The 15,048-nt window shown below is 71.8% G+C and carries 15 protein-coding genes and 2 pseudogenes; 10 read left to right on the plus strand and 7 right to left on the minus strand.

Features of this window, described 5'->3' with window-relative positions; translation table 11 throughout:
* Positions 1-276 precede the first annotated feature (276 nt).
* From AB0383_RS07865 to eccB, 3 genes and pseudogenes are all read right to left on the minus strand, one after another.
* On the minus strand, positions 277-936 hold the full coding sequence (locus AB0383_RS07865) for a response regulator transcription factor (RefSeq protein ID WP_364179481.1): 660 nt from the start codon (positions 934-936) through the stop codon (positions 277-279).
* Position 937: 1 nt separating this feature from the next.
* Positions 938-1,639, minus strand: a complete 702-nt coding sequence (locus AB0383_RS07870) for a response regulator transcription factor (RefSeq protein WP_364179483.1) — start codon at positions 1,637-1,639, stop codon at positions 938-940.
* Between the two features lie 109 nt (positions 1,640-1,748).
* A pseudogene (gene eccB, locus AB0383_RS07875) lies at positions 1,749-3,068 on the minus strand (type VII secretion protein EccB); the annotation flags it as partial.
* Between the two features lie 32 nt (positions 3,069-3,100).
* On the opposite strand from eccB, the pseudogene AB0383_RS07880 reads away from it, so the two are divergent.
* Positions 3,101-3,715 (plus strand): annotated as a pseudogene (locus tag AB0383_RS07880) (type VII secretion protein EccE); the annotation flags it as partial.
* Here the strand turns inward: AB0383_RS07880 and AB0383_RS07885 are convergent.
* Positions 3,624-4,883 (minus strand): MFS transporter, encoded by a 1,260-nt coding sequence (locus AB0383_RS07885; protein ID WP_366185906.1) that lies wholly within the window; start codon positions 4,881-4,883, stop codon positions 3,624-3,626. The pseudogene AB0383_RS07880 and the gene AB0383_RS07885 overlap by 92 nt on opposite strands.
* A gap of 97 nt (positions 4,884-4,980) precedes the next feature.
* Between AB0383_RS07885 and AB0383_RS07890 the strand changes: the two genes are divergently transcribed.
* From AB0383_RS07890 to AB0383_RS07900, 3 genes are read left to right on the plus strand one after another with little or no spacing between them, the layout of a single operon-like run.
* A complete protein-coding gene (locus AB0383_RS07890) occupies positions 4,981-5,988 on the plus strand; it encodes an AsnC family transcriptional regulator (RefSeq protein WP_366185908.1) in 1,008 nt (335 codons plus the stop codon).
* Positions 5,985-6,686, plus strand: a complete 702-nt coding sequence (locus AB0383_RS07895) for a GNAT family N-acetyltransferase (RefSeq protein ID WP_366185910.1) — start codon at positions 5,985-5,987, stop codon at positions 6,684-6,686. Before AB0383_RS07890 ends, AB0383_RS07895 begins: the two co-directional genes overlap by 4 nt.
* Before the next feature lie 13 nt (positions 6,687-6,699).
* Entirely contained in the window at positions 6,700-7,491 is a 792-nt protein-coding gene (locus AB0383_RS07900) for an SAM-dependent methyltransferase (RefSeq protein WP_366185912.1), read from the plus strand.
* Here the strand turns inward: AB0383_RS07900 and eccD are convergent.
* A complete protein-coding gene (gene eccD / locus AB0383_RS07905; RefSeq protein ID WP_366185914.1) occupies positions 7,488-8,372 on the minus strand; it encodes a type VII secretion integral membrane protein EccD in 885 nt (294 codons plus the stop codon). The genes AB0383_RS07900 and eccD overlap by 4 nt on opposite strands.
* A 182-nt stretch (positions 8,373-8,554) precedes the next feature.
* Here eccD and AB0383_RS07910 point away from each other — a divergent pair, with 182 nt between their 5' ends.
* Together AB0383_RS07910 and AB0383_RS07915 are read left to right on the plus strand one after the other, a co-directional pair.
* Positions 8,555-9,262: a trypsin-like serine protease gene (locus tag AB0383_RS07910; protein WP_364179506.1), complete on the plus strand. Its 708-nt coding sequence runs from the start codon at positions 8,555-8,557 to the stop codon at positions 9,260-9,262.
* Between the two features lie 86 nt (positions 9,263-9,348).
* The gene (locus AB0383_RS07915; protein ID WP_366185916.1) at positions 9,349-9,831 is read left to right on the plus strand and encodes a hypothetical protein; all 483 of its coding nucleotides are present in this window, start codon (positions 9,349-9,351) and stop codon (positions 9,829-9,831) included.
* Positions 9,832-9,834: 3 nt separating this feature from the next.
* Here the strand turns inward: AB0383_RS07915 and AB0383_RS07920 are convergent, their stop codons facing one another.
* Positions 9,835-11,307, minus strand: a complete 1,473-nt coding sequence (locus tag AB0383_RS07920; protein ID WP_366185918.1) for a long-chain fatty acid--CoA ligase — start codon at positions 11,305-11,307, stop codon at positions 9,835-9,837.
* Between the two features lie 55 nt (positions 11,308-11,362).
* Positions 11,363-12,331, minus strand: a complete 969-nt coding sequence (locus AB0383_RS07925; protein ID WP_366185920.1) for a hypothetical protein — start codon at positions 12,329-12,331, stop codon at positions 11,363-11,365.
* Positions 12,332-12,557: 226 nt separating this feature from the next.
* On the opposite strand from AB0383_RS07925, the gene AB0383_RS07930 reads away from it, so the two are divergent.
* The 4 genes from AB0383_RS07930 to AB0383_RS07945 all read left to right on the plus strand — a co-directional run bounded on the left by AB0383_RS07930 (position 12,558) and on the right by AB0383_RS07945 (position 15,032).
* Positions 12,558-12,902, plus strand: a complete 345-nt coding sequence (locus tag AB0383_RS07930; RefSeq protein ID WP_326569543.1) for a WXG100 family type VII secretion target — start codon at positions 12,558-12,560, stop codon at positions 12,900-12,902.
* A gap of 21 nt (positions 12,903-12,923) precedes the next feature.
* Complete coding sequence (locus AB0383_RS07935; protein ID WP_285969303.1) at positions 12,924-13,223, plus strand: hypothetical protein; 300 nt, start codon at positions 12,924-12,926, stop codon at positions 13,221-13,223.
* A 97-nt stretch (positions 13,224-13,320) separates the two neighbouring features.
* Positions 13,321-13,734, plus strand: a complete 414-nt coding sequence (locus tag AB0383_RS07940; protein ID WP_366185923.1) for a hypothetical protein — start codon at positions 13,321-13,323, stop codon at positions 13,732-13,734.
* Positions 13,731-15,032: a WXG100 family type VII secretion target gene (locus tag AB0383_RS07945; protein WP_366185925.1), complete on the plus strand. Its 1,302-nt coding sequence runs from the start codon at positions 13,731-13,733 to the stop codon at positions 15,030-15,032. Before AB0383_RS07940 ends, AB0383_RS07945 begins: the two co-directional genes overlap by 4 nt.
* Positions 15,033-15,048 lie beyond the last annotated feature (16 nt).

A 15,048-nucleotide genomic window follows, 5' to 3' on the forward strand; every position in this document is an offset into this window, starting at 1 on the left:
TTGTGAGGATCGGGTCTCGGTCCTCGCAGGGCGTGTTGCGTCAGGCGTGCTCTTGTACGCGCAGCGTGCACCCCGAAGCTGGATTGTGTTGACGGCCGGTGAGCCGGGAGGGGCTGGGTGCAGGTTCGGTCGCGTGGGTGGGCGGCGGTGGGGAGGGTCGCGCGTGGCCTGGGTGCGTGATGAGTCTGGCAGGCGGGTGGCGGTGGGTGGGGTGGTCAAGGCGCCCCAATGTGGCGTTCGGTGCGTTGAGCGCAACCAATGCCGCAGCCGGGAGGGTTAGCGGAGCAGGCCTTCGCGGATGGCGACTCTCACGAAGCCCGCGCGGCGGCGTTCGCCCGTTTTGTCGCGGATGCGGTCCAGGTAGGAGCGCACGGTGCGGACGCTGATGTTCAGGATCTCGGCCACGTCGACGTCGCGTTCGCCGGCGGCGACGAGGCGCAGGACTTGCCTTTCGCGTTCCGACAGGACGATCTTGGGGCCCGCGTGGCGGTCTTCGCTGTCCTGGATGATCATGCCGGCCAGGGTGGGCGAGACGTAGGCGTTGTCCTGGGCGATGGTGCGGATGGCGCGCAGGAGCTCGTCGCCGTCGACGTCCTTGGACAGGAAGCCCTTGGCGCCCGCCTGCATGGCGCCGAGGACCTCGGGCTGTTCGGCGTGGGCGGAGACGACGAGGACCTTGTGGCCCATGTGGCCGACCTCGAGCACGGCGGCCGCGTCCTGGACGCCGCGCAGTTTCAGATCCAGGACGACGACGCTGCCCGGCGGTTGCTCCTGCACGGCGAAGCGGGCGACCGAGTCGGCGACGGCGCCGAGCTCGATGTCCGGGGCTTCGTTCAAGACCCGGGCGACGGCGTCGCGGTAGAGCGGGTGGTCTTCGATCACGCCGACGCGGATCCGGTCTGCCCCGGCCTCGGCGCCTCCCCCAGCGTCCGTCATCTCACGATGTCCTTCCCGCGCCGCCCACCAGGCCCCGCCGGATGGCTTCCTTCACCAGGCCCGGCCGGCGGCGTTCGCCCGTCTTGTCGCGGATACGGTCGAGGTAGCCGCGCACGGTGCGGACACCGATGTCGAGAATGGCGGCGATGTCGATGTCCCGCTCGCCCGCCGCGACCAAGCGCAGCACCTGCTCCTCGCGGGGCGAGAGCTCCATTTCCGGCCGCGTCACCGGGCGCTCGGTGTTGTCCTTGATGATCATCCCGGCGACCACAGCCGACACGTACGAGCCGCCCTCGGCCACCGCGCGGATGGCGGTCAGCAGCTCGTCGACGTCCACGTCCTTGGACAGAAACCCCTTGGCCCCGGCGGAGATCGCGGCGAGCACCTGCTCCGACTCGGCCTGCGCCGAGACCACGAGCACGTGGTGCCCGAGCTCGCACACCTCCAGCACGGCGGCCGCGCCCGCGACACCCGGCAGCCCGAGGTCGAGCAGCACGACCGAGCCCGGCGGCTGGCGTTCCACGTGGAAGCGCGCGACGGAGTCGACGACCGCCCCCAGCTCGACGTCCGGCGACTCGGCGAGCACGCGCTCCACCGACCGCCGGTACAGCGGGTGGTCTTCGATCACCGCCACCCGGATCCGGGCGGACTGCGTCTCTTCGGCGCGTGGCCGTTCTTCTGTCATGTGCACCGACTCGCTCATCCCGTTCCACCCGACGGCACCGGCTGCCCGGCCGTGGCCGGATCCAGCGCGGATCCAGCGCGGGTCCCGTCGGCACCAGTGCCAGGAGACCGCTCGCGAGCGCTTGCCTGGCCACGGAACCGTAACCGAGCGAGGCGAGCGCCGGGGCGGTCGCGACCGGATATTTTCTCCCCAGGTCCGTGACCAGGTAGGTCGTGCCGGAACCGGTGTCGGAAACGACGGCGCCACCCGAGGGCGGCACGTACACCTCGTCGGCCACGCGGGCGTCGCGCCGTGTCGTGACGGGCAGCGCGCGCCCGCCCGGCGGCACCGGCACGTCGGCGGAGACGAAGATCCGTCCGCCCTGCGCGCACAACGTCACCGACGAGCCGGTGATCGGCGCCTTGCCGGGGATCCGGTCCGGGTAGGCGGCCGGGTCCGCGCCGCCGGCGCGGGAAGCCGCGGCCTTCGGCACCGCGGCGACGTCGGCCGCGCGTACGCGCACCGGCGCCGGGTTGCCCTCGTACGCGGGCTCGTTGTCGGGCGTGGTGACGAGCAGGCTCGCCTCCGTCTGGCCGACGGGCTCGAGGCCGGCGGAGTGCACGAGGTAGTACGAGGCGGCGTCGCCGGCGCCGGCCATCGCGTCGACCACGGCGAGGACCTCGCCCACGCGGGTGTTCACGCCGCCGACGCGCGGACCGGGGCCGCCGGCGCCGGGCACGGCGATCTCGCCGAGGTCGCGTCCGGCGGGCACGGTGTCGATCCACCGCGACGACACGGCGATGGTCGGGTAGCTGTCGAACTGCAGCGCGGCCGCGGCTTCGTCGCTGAGCTGGTAGCGGCGCCCGTCGGCGACGAGGTAGCGCTGGCCCGCGGGCAGCCGGACGATCACGCCCGAGCCACGCGGCAGCTCAGTCCCCGCGGCCGGAGCGCCGAGCACCACCGCCACGAGGGGTTCGGCCGACGCGGGCGCGTCCTGCGTCGTGCGGCTGCAGCTGGTCCACGGCGCCGAGACGAGCGCGGTCGTGGCCGGCAGCGAGTCCGGGGCGCCCGAGATGCCGATCTCCGTGCCGCGCGGGGCGGCGCCGAGGTCGGTGGAGGACACGGACGCCGTCGCGTCGCCGTTGCCGCCCGCGAGGAGGCGGGCCGAGGCGTAGTTGAGCACCGGGTGCACCGCCCCGTCGGCGCCGAGCACGAACCGCGCGCCCGTACCCTCCTCGACGATCACGTGCCCGCCGGCCAGCCGGTCTTTGCCGCCCGAGGGGTTGAGCAGGCCGATCACGCCGAACACGGCCGTCACCAGCAGCGCGGCGGCCAGGCCCAGCACCGTGCCGGCCACGAGCCGGCGACTGGGCGAGACGGGGTGGTTGGCGTCGGCGGCCACGAGCGCGGAGACGAGCCTGCGCCGGAGGAACTGGTAGGCCTGGATCTGGTCCCGCTGCGTCCACACGCTGCTTCGGCCCCCTGCCCTTCGCGCCTCTTGGCGTCGCCGAGGTCGACGGCGACTGGAGCGCCATCGTCCGCCTGACGCCCGGCGCGAGCGAGCCGCCGGCCGAGGCGCTGCTCGCCATCCTGCGCAAGTCCTTCCACGGCACCGACATCCCGCTCGCCGCCGTGCAGCTGCTCACCTGGGCCGTGCCCCGCGGCGCGCAGGTCTACCGCGCGCGCTGGCTCGCCGTCCGCTACCGCCCCGAAGACGCCCCCATCGCCGCCCTCGCCCGCGGCGGCGGCGAGCTCGGCGCGCCGCGCAGCACGGCCAGCGCGGCGCTGAGCCTGATGGTCGCGCTGGCCGAGGCGGGCTATCCGTCCACTGTGCTCGAAGCCGGCGAGCTGACCGCGGAACTGCGCGTCGCCCTCGGCGTCCCCGCTTCACCGGTACCCCTGGAAACCGACGGCGACGGCTGGCGCGCCTGGTCCTGGGCCGGCGCCACCCAGTCCTGCTACCGCCCCCGCTCGACACGCGACCTGCCCCGCATCCTCGGCCTCTCCGTCCCGGAAGCCGCGTTCACCGCCACGTCCGCCACCCTGCGCCGCACCCCGGGCGGCCGCGAGCGCATCGACGTGACCCTGCGCGTGGGGGCCCGGTCGGGTGCGGAAACGCCAGCGGTGCAAGGGATTTCCCGGCGGCCGAACCCGTTTCCTCGGGCCGCACACGGAGCAGGGCCACGGTGAAGAACGGCACTGTGAACAGCCCGATCCCCAAGCCGCCGACGGCGAGGGGCACGAGCGGTGACCAACCGGCCGCGAACGCCGCCGCCAGGCCCGCCACGCCAGCCGCCAGGAGGGCGAGGCCGGCGAACAACAACCGGCCTCCGAAACGGGGCACGAGGTAGGTGCCGGCCACCCACGAGGACACCGCGAGGCCGGCCGACCAGGGCAGCAGCGTCAGACCGGCTGTGCCGGGGCCGGCGTGTTCGGCGACCTGGAGGTGGAGCACGGCGACCTGCATGAGGCCGTTCATCACCGCGAAGAACAGCACGGAAGTGAGCAGCGCGGCGGGGAAACCCGCGTCGCGGAAGAGGTCGGCTTCGATGAGGGGGCTGCGGTCGCGGCGCCGGCGCTGGTGAAAGCCGAACACCACGAGCAGCACCAAGCCACCCGCGAAGATTCCGACGTGCCAGCCGGCCACGAGCGGGTGGACGACCAGGCCCGCACCCGCCGCGACGAGTGCGGTGCCGACGAGGTCCAGGCGCGGCCGCGCCGAAGCCCGGTCTTCGAGCAGCAGCGCCGCGGCCGCGAACACCGCGAGCCCCAGCGGCACCGTCACCAGGAACACCGCGCGCCACGACCAGACCTGCGTGAGGACGCCGCCGAGGACCGGGCCGCACACGGCGGCGAGGCCCATCACGGGACCGATCGCGCCGAGCGCCTTGGCGCGGTCCGGGCCGTCGAACATCGCGCGGATGAGGCCGATCGTCTGCGGGATCACCAGCGCGGCCGCGGCGCCCTGGATCGCACGGAACACCAGCAGCGACACCGGCGAAGGCGCGAGCGCGCACGCCGCCGACGCCAGCGTGAACACCGCCACGCCGATCCGGAACACCCGGCGCCGGCCCGCGATGTCGCCGAGGCGGCCGCCGGTGACGAGCAGCAAGGCGAACGGCAGTGTGTACGCCGCGCTGTACCAGGAGATCGTGGTCGCCGGGCCGCCCAGCTCGGCGTGGATCGCGGGTGCGGCGACCTGGACGATCGTCGCGTCGAGCAGGTTCATCGCCTCGGCGACGAGCAGGACGGTGAGCGCGGCCCAGCGGTGGTGGTTCGGCATGCCGTCGAGCTTGCGAAAGATCGGGACAACGTTCCAGCCACAAACCGATTTGTGGACAAAGATTCCACCGACACCCGATCCGGCGCAGAATAACTCCATGCTCGACGACCTCGACCGCGCTCTCGTCCACGCCCTCCAGCTCGACGGCCGCGCGCCGTTCGCCCGGATCGGCGCGGTGCTGGGTGTCTCGACGCAGACCGTCGCGCGCCGCTACCGGCGGCTGCGCGCGGAGGCGGGCCTGCGCGTGGTCGGGCTCGCCGACCCGCACCGCACCGGGCAGGCGCAGTGGCTCGTGCGGCTGACCGTCGTGCCCGGCGTGGCCCAGCGCGTCGCCACGGCTCTGGTGCGCCGCACGGACACGACGTGGGTGAAGCTCGCCGGCGGCGGCACCGAGATCTGCACGGTCGTCGTCACGCCGACCGACCGAGACCATTCCCTGCTGCTGCGCGACATCCCGCGCACGGCGGGCATCACCGGCGTCTCCGCGCACCGGATGCTGCACACCTACCTCGGCGGCCCGTCCGCGTGGCAAGGCCGAGTCGACGGACTCACCGCCGAACAGCGAGCGCGGCTGACCCAGGAAGTCAGCCCCGGACCGGTGGAGCTCACCGAAGCCGACGCGCCGCTGTTCACCGCACTCGGCCAAGACGGCCGACTCGGCCAGGCCGAGCTGTCGGCCGCCACCGGCCGCTCCCCCGCCGTCGTCGCCCGGCGGCTCGCGGACCTGCGGGCGGCCGGCGCGTTGTTCTTCGACGTCGAGATCGACGCGGGCCTCTTCGGCGCCACCACGCAGGCACTGCTGTGGATGGCCGTCGCGCCGGCGGATCTCGACGCAGTGGGCACCACGCTCGCCCGGCACCGCGAGCTCGCGGTCGTCGCCGCGACGACCGGTCCCACCAACCTGCTCGCCCACGCCCTGTGCACCGACTCGTCCGACCTGCACCGTTACCTCACGCAACGTCTCGGCGCGATCGACGGCATCCGCACCTGCGAGACGGCTCCGGTGCTTCGGACGCTCAAGTCCGCCAGCCCGATTGGCACTCCGTTCGGTGGCCGGATCGGCCCTTCTGAGAGGGCCACCGGCCGGTTAGGGTCGAGCGCATGACGCTGGACCTCGCGGTGGCGAACGCGGCCGCCTTCTGGACGATCGTCGCCGAAAGCCGCGGCCACGCCGTGACCTCGCGGCCCGGGTTCGTCTGCGTGCACGGCAGCGATCGCAGCGGCACGCGGATCGTGCTGCGGACCGCGTCCCCGAGCCCCGACGACGTCGCCGAGCTCACCGAGCTGGCCAAGAACGCGCCGACAGTCCTGGTCGAAGACGCGTACGACATTGTCGACATGTCGCCGCTGGGCCTCACCTCGCGGCAGCTGCCCGTGATGACCCGCACCGGCCCCGGCTTCGGCGAGCTCGGCGCCTTGCGGGTCGACACCCCGGACCTGCTCGCGACGGTGGAAAACGTGGTCGTCCACGGCTTCCCGCTCGAACGCCACCAGCCCTACGTCCGCGGCGAGGTCTTCCCGCCCGCCCTGCTGGCGCGCGACGGCGTCACCACCTGGCTCGTGACCCGCGATGACGAACCCGCCGGCGCCTGCCTCGTCATCGACGACGGCGCGGCCGTCGGCCTCTACCGGGTCACGACCCTGCCGGCTCATCGTTCCCGCGGCGTCGGCCGCGCCCTCATGCACACCGTACTGTCCGAAGTGGACGGACGAACCGTCACCCTCACCGCCGCCAAACCCGGCAAACCGCTCTACGACTCCCTCGGCTTCACGACGGTCGGCTCGGCCACCTGGTGGGCCTAGGTAGGTTGGCGCCATGACCGTGGGCAGTGCCTTCTGGATCGCCGCCGCCCGCGCTCGGGAGTCCGAGCGCGCGGACCGGCTCTTCGACGACCCCTTCGCCCGGGAACTGGCCGGAGAGCGCGGCTTCGCGACGATGGCCGCCTCCGAACGCGCCACCGGCGGCGAAAACCCGTACCTCCCCGTCCGCGTCCGCTGGTTCGACGACCTGGCCACAGCAGCACGGGACGTCAGGCAGGTCGTGCTGCTGGGCGCGGGCCTCGACACCCGCCCGTACCGGCTGGACCTGCCGGCCACGCTCGACTGGTACGAAGTGGACCGTGCGGAAGTCTTCGCCACCAAGGAACTCGTCCTCGCGCCGGCAACCGCGAGGTGCCGGCGCCACACCGTCGCGGCCGACCTCACCACCGACTGGGCTACACCTCTGCTCGACGCGGGCTACCAACCCGGCGCGGGAGCCCTGTGGCTCGCCGAGGGGCTGTTCTTCTACTTCGCCGAAGACCAGATCATCACGCTGCTGAAGACCGCGGCACAGTTGTGCGCGCCGGGCAGCCGCTTCGCCGCCGACGTCTCCGGCACCACCGGCCTCGACTCCCCCGCGATGCAGCCCTACCGAAAATGGTGCGCTGCCAAGGGTTTTCCACCACCGTTCGGCTCCGACGACCCTGCCGCACTGTTCCAAGCCGGCGGCTGGACCGCAGGGCAGATCACCGCGCCCGGCGCAGCGGACGCCAACCACGGACGCCTCCACCCCCAGCCCGGAGGCGTCGTTCCCGGCCGCACCCACTTCGTGACCGCGACAACCTAGCCGCGCACGGCTTCGTACACCCCCGCGATCATCCCGACGAACGGCACCAGCGCCAGCAGGACCAGGAACTCGGACACGTCCAGCAACCGCGACCAATACGGCGACCGCACACCCTTCGCCACCCGCGTCGCGTACACCAGGCAGACCACAGCGGCGATCAGCAAAGCCGCGCCAGCAGCGAGAAGCAGCATGCGGTTGTCGGTCGCGATCAGCCACGCGCCGGCCGTGAGCACTGTGACCACGCCGAACCCGGCCAGCACCAGGCGTTGCCACCGGCCCGCGTACGAACGCGAACGCTGCACCCAGGCCACGCCCACCAAAGCCGCCAGCCCCGCCTCCCACGGCCCGCCCGAAACGGCGAGCTTCACCGCCGAAGCCAGCACGACGAGACCCAGAGCCACGAGCAACGCCGTCAGCAACATCTGCGCATACGTGGTCCGGCCGATGACCTCCGCGCCGAGGGACGGCTGTTCGTTGGCCCGGAACGATTCCATGTCGTCCGGCACTCGCGGCAGCGGCAACCGGCCCAGGCGCAGCGCGAGCATCGGCGCCACGGCCGCCAGCGCCGTCGCCAAGACCGCCGCGACAGCCGCCGCGGCAACCGGCTTCACCCCGGACAGCAACACCACACCGGTCGTCAACGCACCGAGACCGGCCGAACCCGTGATGGCCACGAAAATCGGCAGCCGGTCGGCCACCGACACCGCGGCCAGCACGCCGTACACCGTCACCGCGGCCAAACCGGCGGCCAACGGACCGGCCGACAAGGAGAAAACGCCGTGCGGCGGCAGGATCGACATCCCCGCCAGCAGCGCGACGAACACCCCCGCCACCGCACCGGCCGCACCCGCGCCCGAGTCACCGTAGGCGCGATACGACAACGCGGAAATGTGTCGTGGGCCACACCTCCGCAAGGACCTCGGCCACAGTGTCCACAATGGACACTATTTCCTGGTCGCGCAACCCTACTTCCGTCGGTCCGAGACCCGACTGAAGTAGGTTATCAAGTTTCCACATGCCTCCTACGTTGGTGAAATAATTTCATCGACCCAGAGGGGCTTACATGCGTTTCGCGAAGGCAGTGGCCGTGGTGGCCGGGGCGGCCGCGGTGTTCGGCGTCGTGTCCGTGGGGGCGGCGAGCGCGGCCGGGCCACGGATCATCGGCGGGGAGACGGTGGGCTCGGCGCCGTGGGGTGCGCAGGTTTTCTGGGACGACGCCACGGACTTCGGTGGTTTCGAGTGCTCCGGCACGATCATCGCGGCGCAATGGGTGCTCACCGCGCAGCACTGCCTGAACGCCCCCGGCATGCATGTGAAGGTCGGCAACGTCGCGCTCGGCCAGGGCACCGAGGCGGCCGTGGACCAGCAGAAGGCCTCGCCCGACGGGGACATCGCGCTGCTGCACCTGTCGTCCGCGGTGGACGCGACGTTCGTGAAACTCGGCAACGCCGACCCGGAAACCGGTGCCACCAACCAGATCTACGGCTGGGGCCGCACCGAGGGCAACAACCCGCCGTCGGACACGCTGAAGACCGCGGACGTCAAGGTCACGGGCCAGGGCACCGACGCGTTCAACGGCACGGCCATCACCAGCGAGGGCGTCACGGGCGCCTCCTGGCACGGCGACTCCGGCGGCCCCCAGCTCGCCGACGGCGTGCAGGTCGGTGTGTGCTCCACCGGCGAGAACTCCGGCAGCGACAAGAACGGCACCCAGAACTACGCCAGCGTCGCCGCGAGCCGCGACTGGATCAAGCAGACCGCGGGCGTCTGACTCCGTTGCAGTAACGAGCCGCCCGCCGCGTCGGGCGGCTCGTTATTGCGATGCGCCGGCCGGGCCGGTTCGGCACACTCGATCCCGTGCTCACCGCCGAGATCGCCGTGGACGTCCTGTCCCGTCTGCAGACCGCCGGCTGTCACGTCTGGGTCGCCGGTGGCTGGGGTGTCGATGCCTTGCTGGGCCGCGAAACCCGCGTGCATTCGGATCTCGACCTGCTGCACCGGGTCGAGCAGGAGCCCACGGTTCTCGCGGTGCTGAACGACTTCATCGAGTCCGAGGACTTCCGCCCGGTGCGCTTCGTCCTCACCCGCCCCGACGGCGCTTCTCTCGACCTGCACCCGCTGCACTTCACCGACGACGGCTCGGCCACCCAAGAGGCCGACTCCACCGGCGGCCTCTTCCACTACCCGGCCGGCTGCTTCGTCACGGGGACGATCGGCAGCATCACCGTGCCGTGCCTGTCGGCAGCGCAGCAACTGAAGTTCCACGAGGGCTACGAACCGCGGCCCCACGACCTCGCCGACGTAGCGGCCCTGCAGGCGGCCTCCGGCCCCGCGAAGTAGCCGTCAGCCCAGCATTCCCAGCAGCGCCTGCTTGTCCGGCTTTCCCGAGGCCGCCACAGGGACCGCGTCGATCACGGTCACCGTCGACGGTACGGCGGCTTCGCCCAGAGAAGACGCGACCAGGCCGCGCAGAGCGGCCACGTCAGGGACACGACCCGGTGCCGGGACCACAAACGCATGCGCCGCCTCGCCGGTGGAAGGGTCGGGAGCCGCCACGACGTAGGCCTGGTCCACGTCGGCGTGCGAGGCGAGGGCGCGTTCGATCGGGCCGGTGTAGTGGATGACCGCGTTGACGATCACGACGTCGCGGGTGCGGCCCGTCAGGTGGAGGAAGCCGGCAGCGTCGACGTGGCCGATGTCCTGGGTGCGGACCCAGCCGTCGCGCAGGACGTCGGCGGTCTGGGAAGGATTGCCCCAGTAGCCCGAGAACTGGCCGGGCGACCGGACGAAGATCTCGCCCGAAGCGCCGGCCTCGACGTCAGTCCCCGAGGAGTCGCGCACGGAGATCTCGACGCCCGCGCACGGGCGGCCCGCGGAGCCCAGGGCGTCCGGGAACGCGGCGACGTCGGCCGGTGTCAGCACGGTCAGCTTGCCCACCTCGGTCTGCCCATATGCCTGCTGCATTCCGGGCCCCACGCGGGAAAAAGCCTCCGCCATCAGGCCCGGAGCGACGGGTGAGCCGGCCACCACCAGCATCCGCACGGAACTGACATCCACCGACGAAGTCCGCAGCACGTCGAGGATCTTGTACAGCCGCGGCACCGTCGTCAGAGCCGCCGTGATGTCCAGCCGGGGCAGGATCCACGGGAAGTCGGGCAGCTCGGAAGGGATCACCACCGTCCCGCCGGCCAGGAGGCACGAGCGCAGGTGCGTGATCATCACCGCGCTTGTCAAGGTGCCGAACAGCAGGAAACGCCGGTACCTCGCGGCCAGATCCGCGGGCGTCTCCTCAGGACGTTGCTCGATCCCTTGCGCCGTCAACGCTTCGAAGCTGTACGCCACGCCCTTCGGCAACCCCGTGCTGCCGCTGGTGAACACCACCCAGCCGATGTCGGACGGCCGCCCGGCCGGCACGGGCTCCTCGAACACCGACAACAACTCCGGCCCCACCCGCAGGATCTTCGCCCCCGCCGCCGTGGCGCGCAGTTCCGGCGTCTCAGAGGCCTCGTCGACGACGACCGCCGCCAGGTCGCCCACCACCGTCCGCAGGTGCGCGACCGGCAGGCCCGCCCGGATGCCGACGGTGCGGCACCCCAGCGTCTGCGCGGCGATCTGCGCGGCCCACCCCTCGGGCGTCACGGCGGTGGCGACCCCGACGCCGTCACCGCGCGAGACGCCCGCGCCCCGCAGGGCTGCGACGAAGCGGCCGATCAGGTCGCGCGCCTCACCCCGCGTGACCTTCCGCGGCCCGTGCTCGAACGCCACCGCGTCCGGCTGCGAACCGAGCGCGTCCAGCACCGCCTGCGGAAAGACCATCGCACCGTCCTTTGTCCGATCCGGAAAACGCAGGACCATCCCTACCCGAAAGATCTCAGAATTCCGTCAGAGCGTGCACTCTCGGTGATCGCAGCGAAAGCGCCACTCCCGCCGCCACCACCACGATCAGCCCCGCCGCCGCGGACAGCGTCCAGAAGTCCGGCCGGACGATCGACTGGCCGCGCAAAGCCTGCCACGTCACCAAAGCGAGCACGCCCGCGTAGCCGACGACCGCGGTCCACACCAGCCGCCGGCGCACGAGGTCGGACGACAGCACCGGATACCGCCGCGTGAGCGCCGCCAGGCCCAGCGCGATCAGCGGCAGCGCCTGGATCGCGTGGATGCCGACGAAGTGCGGGATCCGCAGGTCCCCGCCGACGGTGCTCCAGCCGAGCACGGGCAGCCCCGGCCCGCCGTCCGCCAGACCGACCGTGTGCCCGCCGATCGTCGGCGGCCGCTCCCCCGCCGCCTTCATCGCCTGCTGCGCCGGTGTCGGCGAGAACATCAGCAACGCCAAGCCCATCCCCACGACCGCCAGCGTCGTCCCCCACCGCAGCGCCGACGCCAGAGCGCGGTCCGGCAGCTTCTGGAACAGCAGCAGCACGACCACGGCGGCCGTCGCGCCCCACGCTGTGAAGGCGCCGGTCGCGACGAAGTTGTTGATCGTGACGTCGGACGGTGTCGCGTGGTTGAAGTGGAGCGTCCGGTCGCGGACCACGACCTGCCACACCAGCAAGGCCATGTCCGTGCCGATGCCGACGGCGAACACCGTGCCGATCCACCACCCGGCCCGCCGGCCGCGCCGCAGCAGCGTGAGCAGCCACGCGAGCGTCAGCGCGTACATCCCCACCGACACCGCGAACTTGAACGGTTTCGCCCACAGTGGCGCGTTGACGAGCGTGCGATCATCGAACAGCAGTCCCAGTGCCGACACCACAAACAGCAGCGCCATCGCCCCCGCGAGCACCACGAGCGGCCGGTGCGGCCGGTGCGGCCGCTCCTTGACCATTCCCCCTGAATTCATGGTCACCAGGGTTGCGCGGGCGCCGGCGGAGGGCACTGGAGACCGCCCCCGTCCCTGAGGTGGGGAGCGCCCCACCCCGTGTAGGTAATAGTGCCGTCAACGCGACCGGCAGTTGTGCCGTTTGACCGCACCTCCGGGTTTTCTAGCGTGACATTCACAACGCGCGGGCAGGGGCAAGCCTCTCGCGCACCGGGATCTTCCGCGAGAGGGAAGGAGGTGGCCCGTCATGTCCAGTCCGGGATTCCAGGCAGATTCCGCTGCGATGACGCGCGCCGTCCAGGGCTTCGAGGAAACCGCGTCGAACGCGAAGACGACCATGGCCAGCTTGGAGTCGGAGCTCACCGAGACTCTGCGCAACTACAAGGGCGACCAGGCCGTGGCGTTCTGGGACCTGCAGCGCCGGCTCCAGGAGAAGATGCAGGCCGCGGTGAAGGAGCTCGACACCATGTCGCAGCTCGTGCACACGAGCCACACGAACTACAACACCGGCGACTCGGACGTGCACCAGAGCTTCCAGAGCGTCGGCCACAACCTCGAGGGCGCTTCGGTGATCCCTCGCCTCAACCTTTGAGTCACGGAGAGGACCGGCAAAATGGCTGACGTCGTCGAAATCAACTTCGCCGCGCTGCAGTACAGCTCGGCGTCGCTGGCCGCCAAGGCCAAGGCACTGACCTCGCAGCTCGAGCAGCTGCACCAGAACCTCCAGCCGATCACGGCGACGTGGTACGCCTCCGGCAGCTCCGCCGGTGAGGCCGCCCGCCAGGCCGAAACGCGGCTGCGGCAGGCCACCGCTGACATCGTCGCGATCATCGCGCAGTTCGGCGGCAAGGTGGGCGACGCCCACGACCTGCAGTCGCAGCTGGAGAACCGCAACCAGGGTCTGTTCGCCTGATCCGCTCCCGACGTCGGTCGGCCGGTGCGGGAAACCCCCCGCTCGCACCGGCCGACCGGCTTTCCAGCGTCCGTAATGCACGAGAGGGTCGGGACCGATGCACGACCAGTCGTACTACGTTCACCTCGAATCGCTGAAGGACTTCGTGCGGGAACTGGAAACCCAGATCCACGCGATGTCCAAGCCCAACGACTTCCTCAGCACGCTCGGCGAGCACCCGCTGCTGTTCGGGGAGTTCGGGGAAGCCGGCTCGCTCGTCGACGCCCACCGCGCCGCCGTCGCCGAGATGCGGGGGCTGCTCGAACAGGTCCGCAGCGCGATCACGTTCGCGCAGGACGTGACCACCACCGTCGCCGACGGTTACGCCCACGCCGACCAGTCGGTGGCCGGCGACCTGCACCAGTCCGGCAGCGAGGCCGGGCTGCTCGATCCGCTGCTTTCGCTGCTGGGCCTCGGGGCCGGTACTTCGACCAACACCGGCTCGAACAACTCCGGGGGGACGGACGCATGAGCGGGGCGCACACCAACTTCGCCGCGTACACGCACCAGCAGCTGTACGCGATGCTGCAGGCCGGTGACCCCAGCAGCGCGCAGACCGCGGCCGACCAGTGGAACTCCACCGCGATCGGGCTGCACGAGCAGGCCGAGAACCTGTCGAAGGAGCTGTCGGACTTCTCGGGCGAGTGGACCGGCGGCGCGGCTGACCAGTACTCGCACATGATCACCGACCTCGTCGGCGGCATCCGCAAGGTCGCGCAGACCGCGCAGGACATGCAGCACATGCTCGAGGACGCGGCCGACGCGCTCGTGAAGGCCAAGGCCGAGATGCCGCCGCCGGTCTCGGTGCCCGACGTCTCGCCCGGCGAGGTCGCGCTGGCCGTGAACCCGCCGTTGCTGCCGCCGGATTCGTCGCCGGCCACCCTCGCCGCAGCGGCTCAGCAGCGGCAGCAGGCGATCGCCAACGTCGAGGCGCAGCAGCAGGCCGCGAACGCCGCGGGTTCCGCGCACGCCAAGGCGATCGTGGTCATGACCAACCTGGCCACGAACTACACCACCGCCGAGGACTCGATCCCCGTCTCGCCCAACGCGGTCGACACGCCGCCCGCTCCCCCGACCGGCGGCGGCGCGTCCGGTGGCGGTGCGACCGGCAACGGCCTGGCCGACCCGGGTGTCGTCGTCGGCACCCCGGACGACTCGCACCCGCTGCCGGCCGACGGCTCGGTGGCGGGCGCGCCGGGGGTTCCGGGCTCGGATCCGGCGACTTCGGGCAGTCCGCTGTTCGGCGACATGTTCACCGCCGGTCTCGCGGCGGCTTCGGCGGCGGCGTTCGGGCGGTTCGGCTCGATCATGCCGAAGGTGCCGTCGTGGGCGTCCGGAAAGGACTCCGACGACAAGAAGGACGAGCCGGCGGGCACGAAGCTGGGTGGGAATGCGGGAACCGAAGGCGGTGCCTGCGGCGGCTTCCCGATCGGCGGCGGTGAGGCGCCTGCGCTCGACGGCGGCGGAATCCCCGGCGGCGGCGGGCTTTCCGGTGGCAGCGACGCCCCGGCGGCGCACTCCGGCCTCGCGGGCGACGGCGGCACGTCGAATGTCCTCAGTGGACTCGCGGGCGGCGCGGCCGGTGCGGCGGGCGCGGCGGCGAAGAGCGCGATGCCGATGATGCCCATGATGCCGATGGGTATGGGAGCCGGTGGTGACCTGGGTTCCGGACGGCGGATCCCGGCGTGGCTCGTGGAGACGGAGAACGTGTGGGGCCAGCAGGCGCCCGTGGCTCCGTCGGTGATCGGCGAAGAGCCGGAAACCTACTGATCGGGAGGACGGCTCG

The organism is Amycolatopsis sp. NPDC051373, from assembly GCF_040689465.1.
In the GTDB taxonomy this organism is placed as follows: domain Bacteria; phylum Actinomycetota; class Actinomycetes; order Mycobacteriales; family Pseudonocardiaceae; genus Amycolatopsis.

Coding starts and splice junctions, on each gene's coding strand:
- AB0383_RS07890 (WP_366185908.1), top strand. CDS start 4,981: ATGCTCGACGACCTCGACCGCGCTCTCGTCCACGCCCTCCAGCTCGAC.
- AB0383_RS07885 (WP_366185906.1), bottom strand. CDS start 4,883: ATGCCGAACCACCACCGCTGGGCCGCGCTCACCGTCCTGCTCGTCGCC.
- AB0383_RS07920 (WP_366185918.1), bottom strand. CDS start 11,307: ATGGTCTTTCCGCAGGCGGTGCTGGACGCGCTCGGTTCGCAGCCGGAC.
- AB0383_RS07925 (WP_366185920.1), bottom strand. CDS start 12,331: ATGAATTCAGGGGGAATGGTCAAGGAGCGGCCGCACCGGCCGCACCGG.
- AB0383_RS07935 (WP_285969303.1), top strand. CDS start 12,924: ATGGCTGACGTCGTCGAAATCAACTTCGCCGCGCTGCAGTACAGCTCG.
- AB0383_RS07865 (WP_364179481.1), bottom strand. CDS start 936: ATGACGGACGCTGGGGGAGGCGCCGAGGCCGGGGCAGACCGGATCCGC.
- AB0383_RS07895 (WP_366185910.1), top strand. CDS start 5,985: ATGACGCTGGACCTCGCGGTGGCGAACGCGGCCGCCTTCTGGACGATC.
- AB0383_RS07940 (WP_366185923.1), top strand. CDS start 13,321: ATGCACGACCAGTCGTACTACGTTCACCTCGAATCGCTGAAGGACTTC.
- AB0383_RS07900 (WP_366185912.1), top strand. CDS start 6,700: ATGACCGTGGGCAGTGCCTTCTGGATCGCCGCCGCCCGCGCTCGGGAG.
- AB0383_RS07910 (WP_364179506.1), top strand. CDS start 8,555: ATGCGTTTCGCGAAGGCAGTGGCCGTGGTGGCCGGGGCGGCCGCGGTG.
- AB0383_RS07945 (WP_366185925.1), top strand. CDS start 13,731: ATGAGCGGGGCGCACACCAACTTCGCCGCGTACACGCACCAGCAGCTG.
- AB0383_RS07930 (WP_326569543.1), top strand. CDS start 12,558: ATGTCCAGTCCGGGATTCCAGGCAGATTCCGCTGCGATGACGCGCGCC.
- AB0383_RS07870 (WP_364179483.1), bottom strand. CDS start 1,639: ATGAGCGAGTCGGTGCACATGACAGAAGAACGGCCACGCGCCGAAGAG.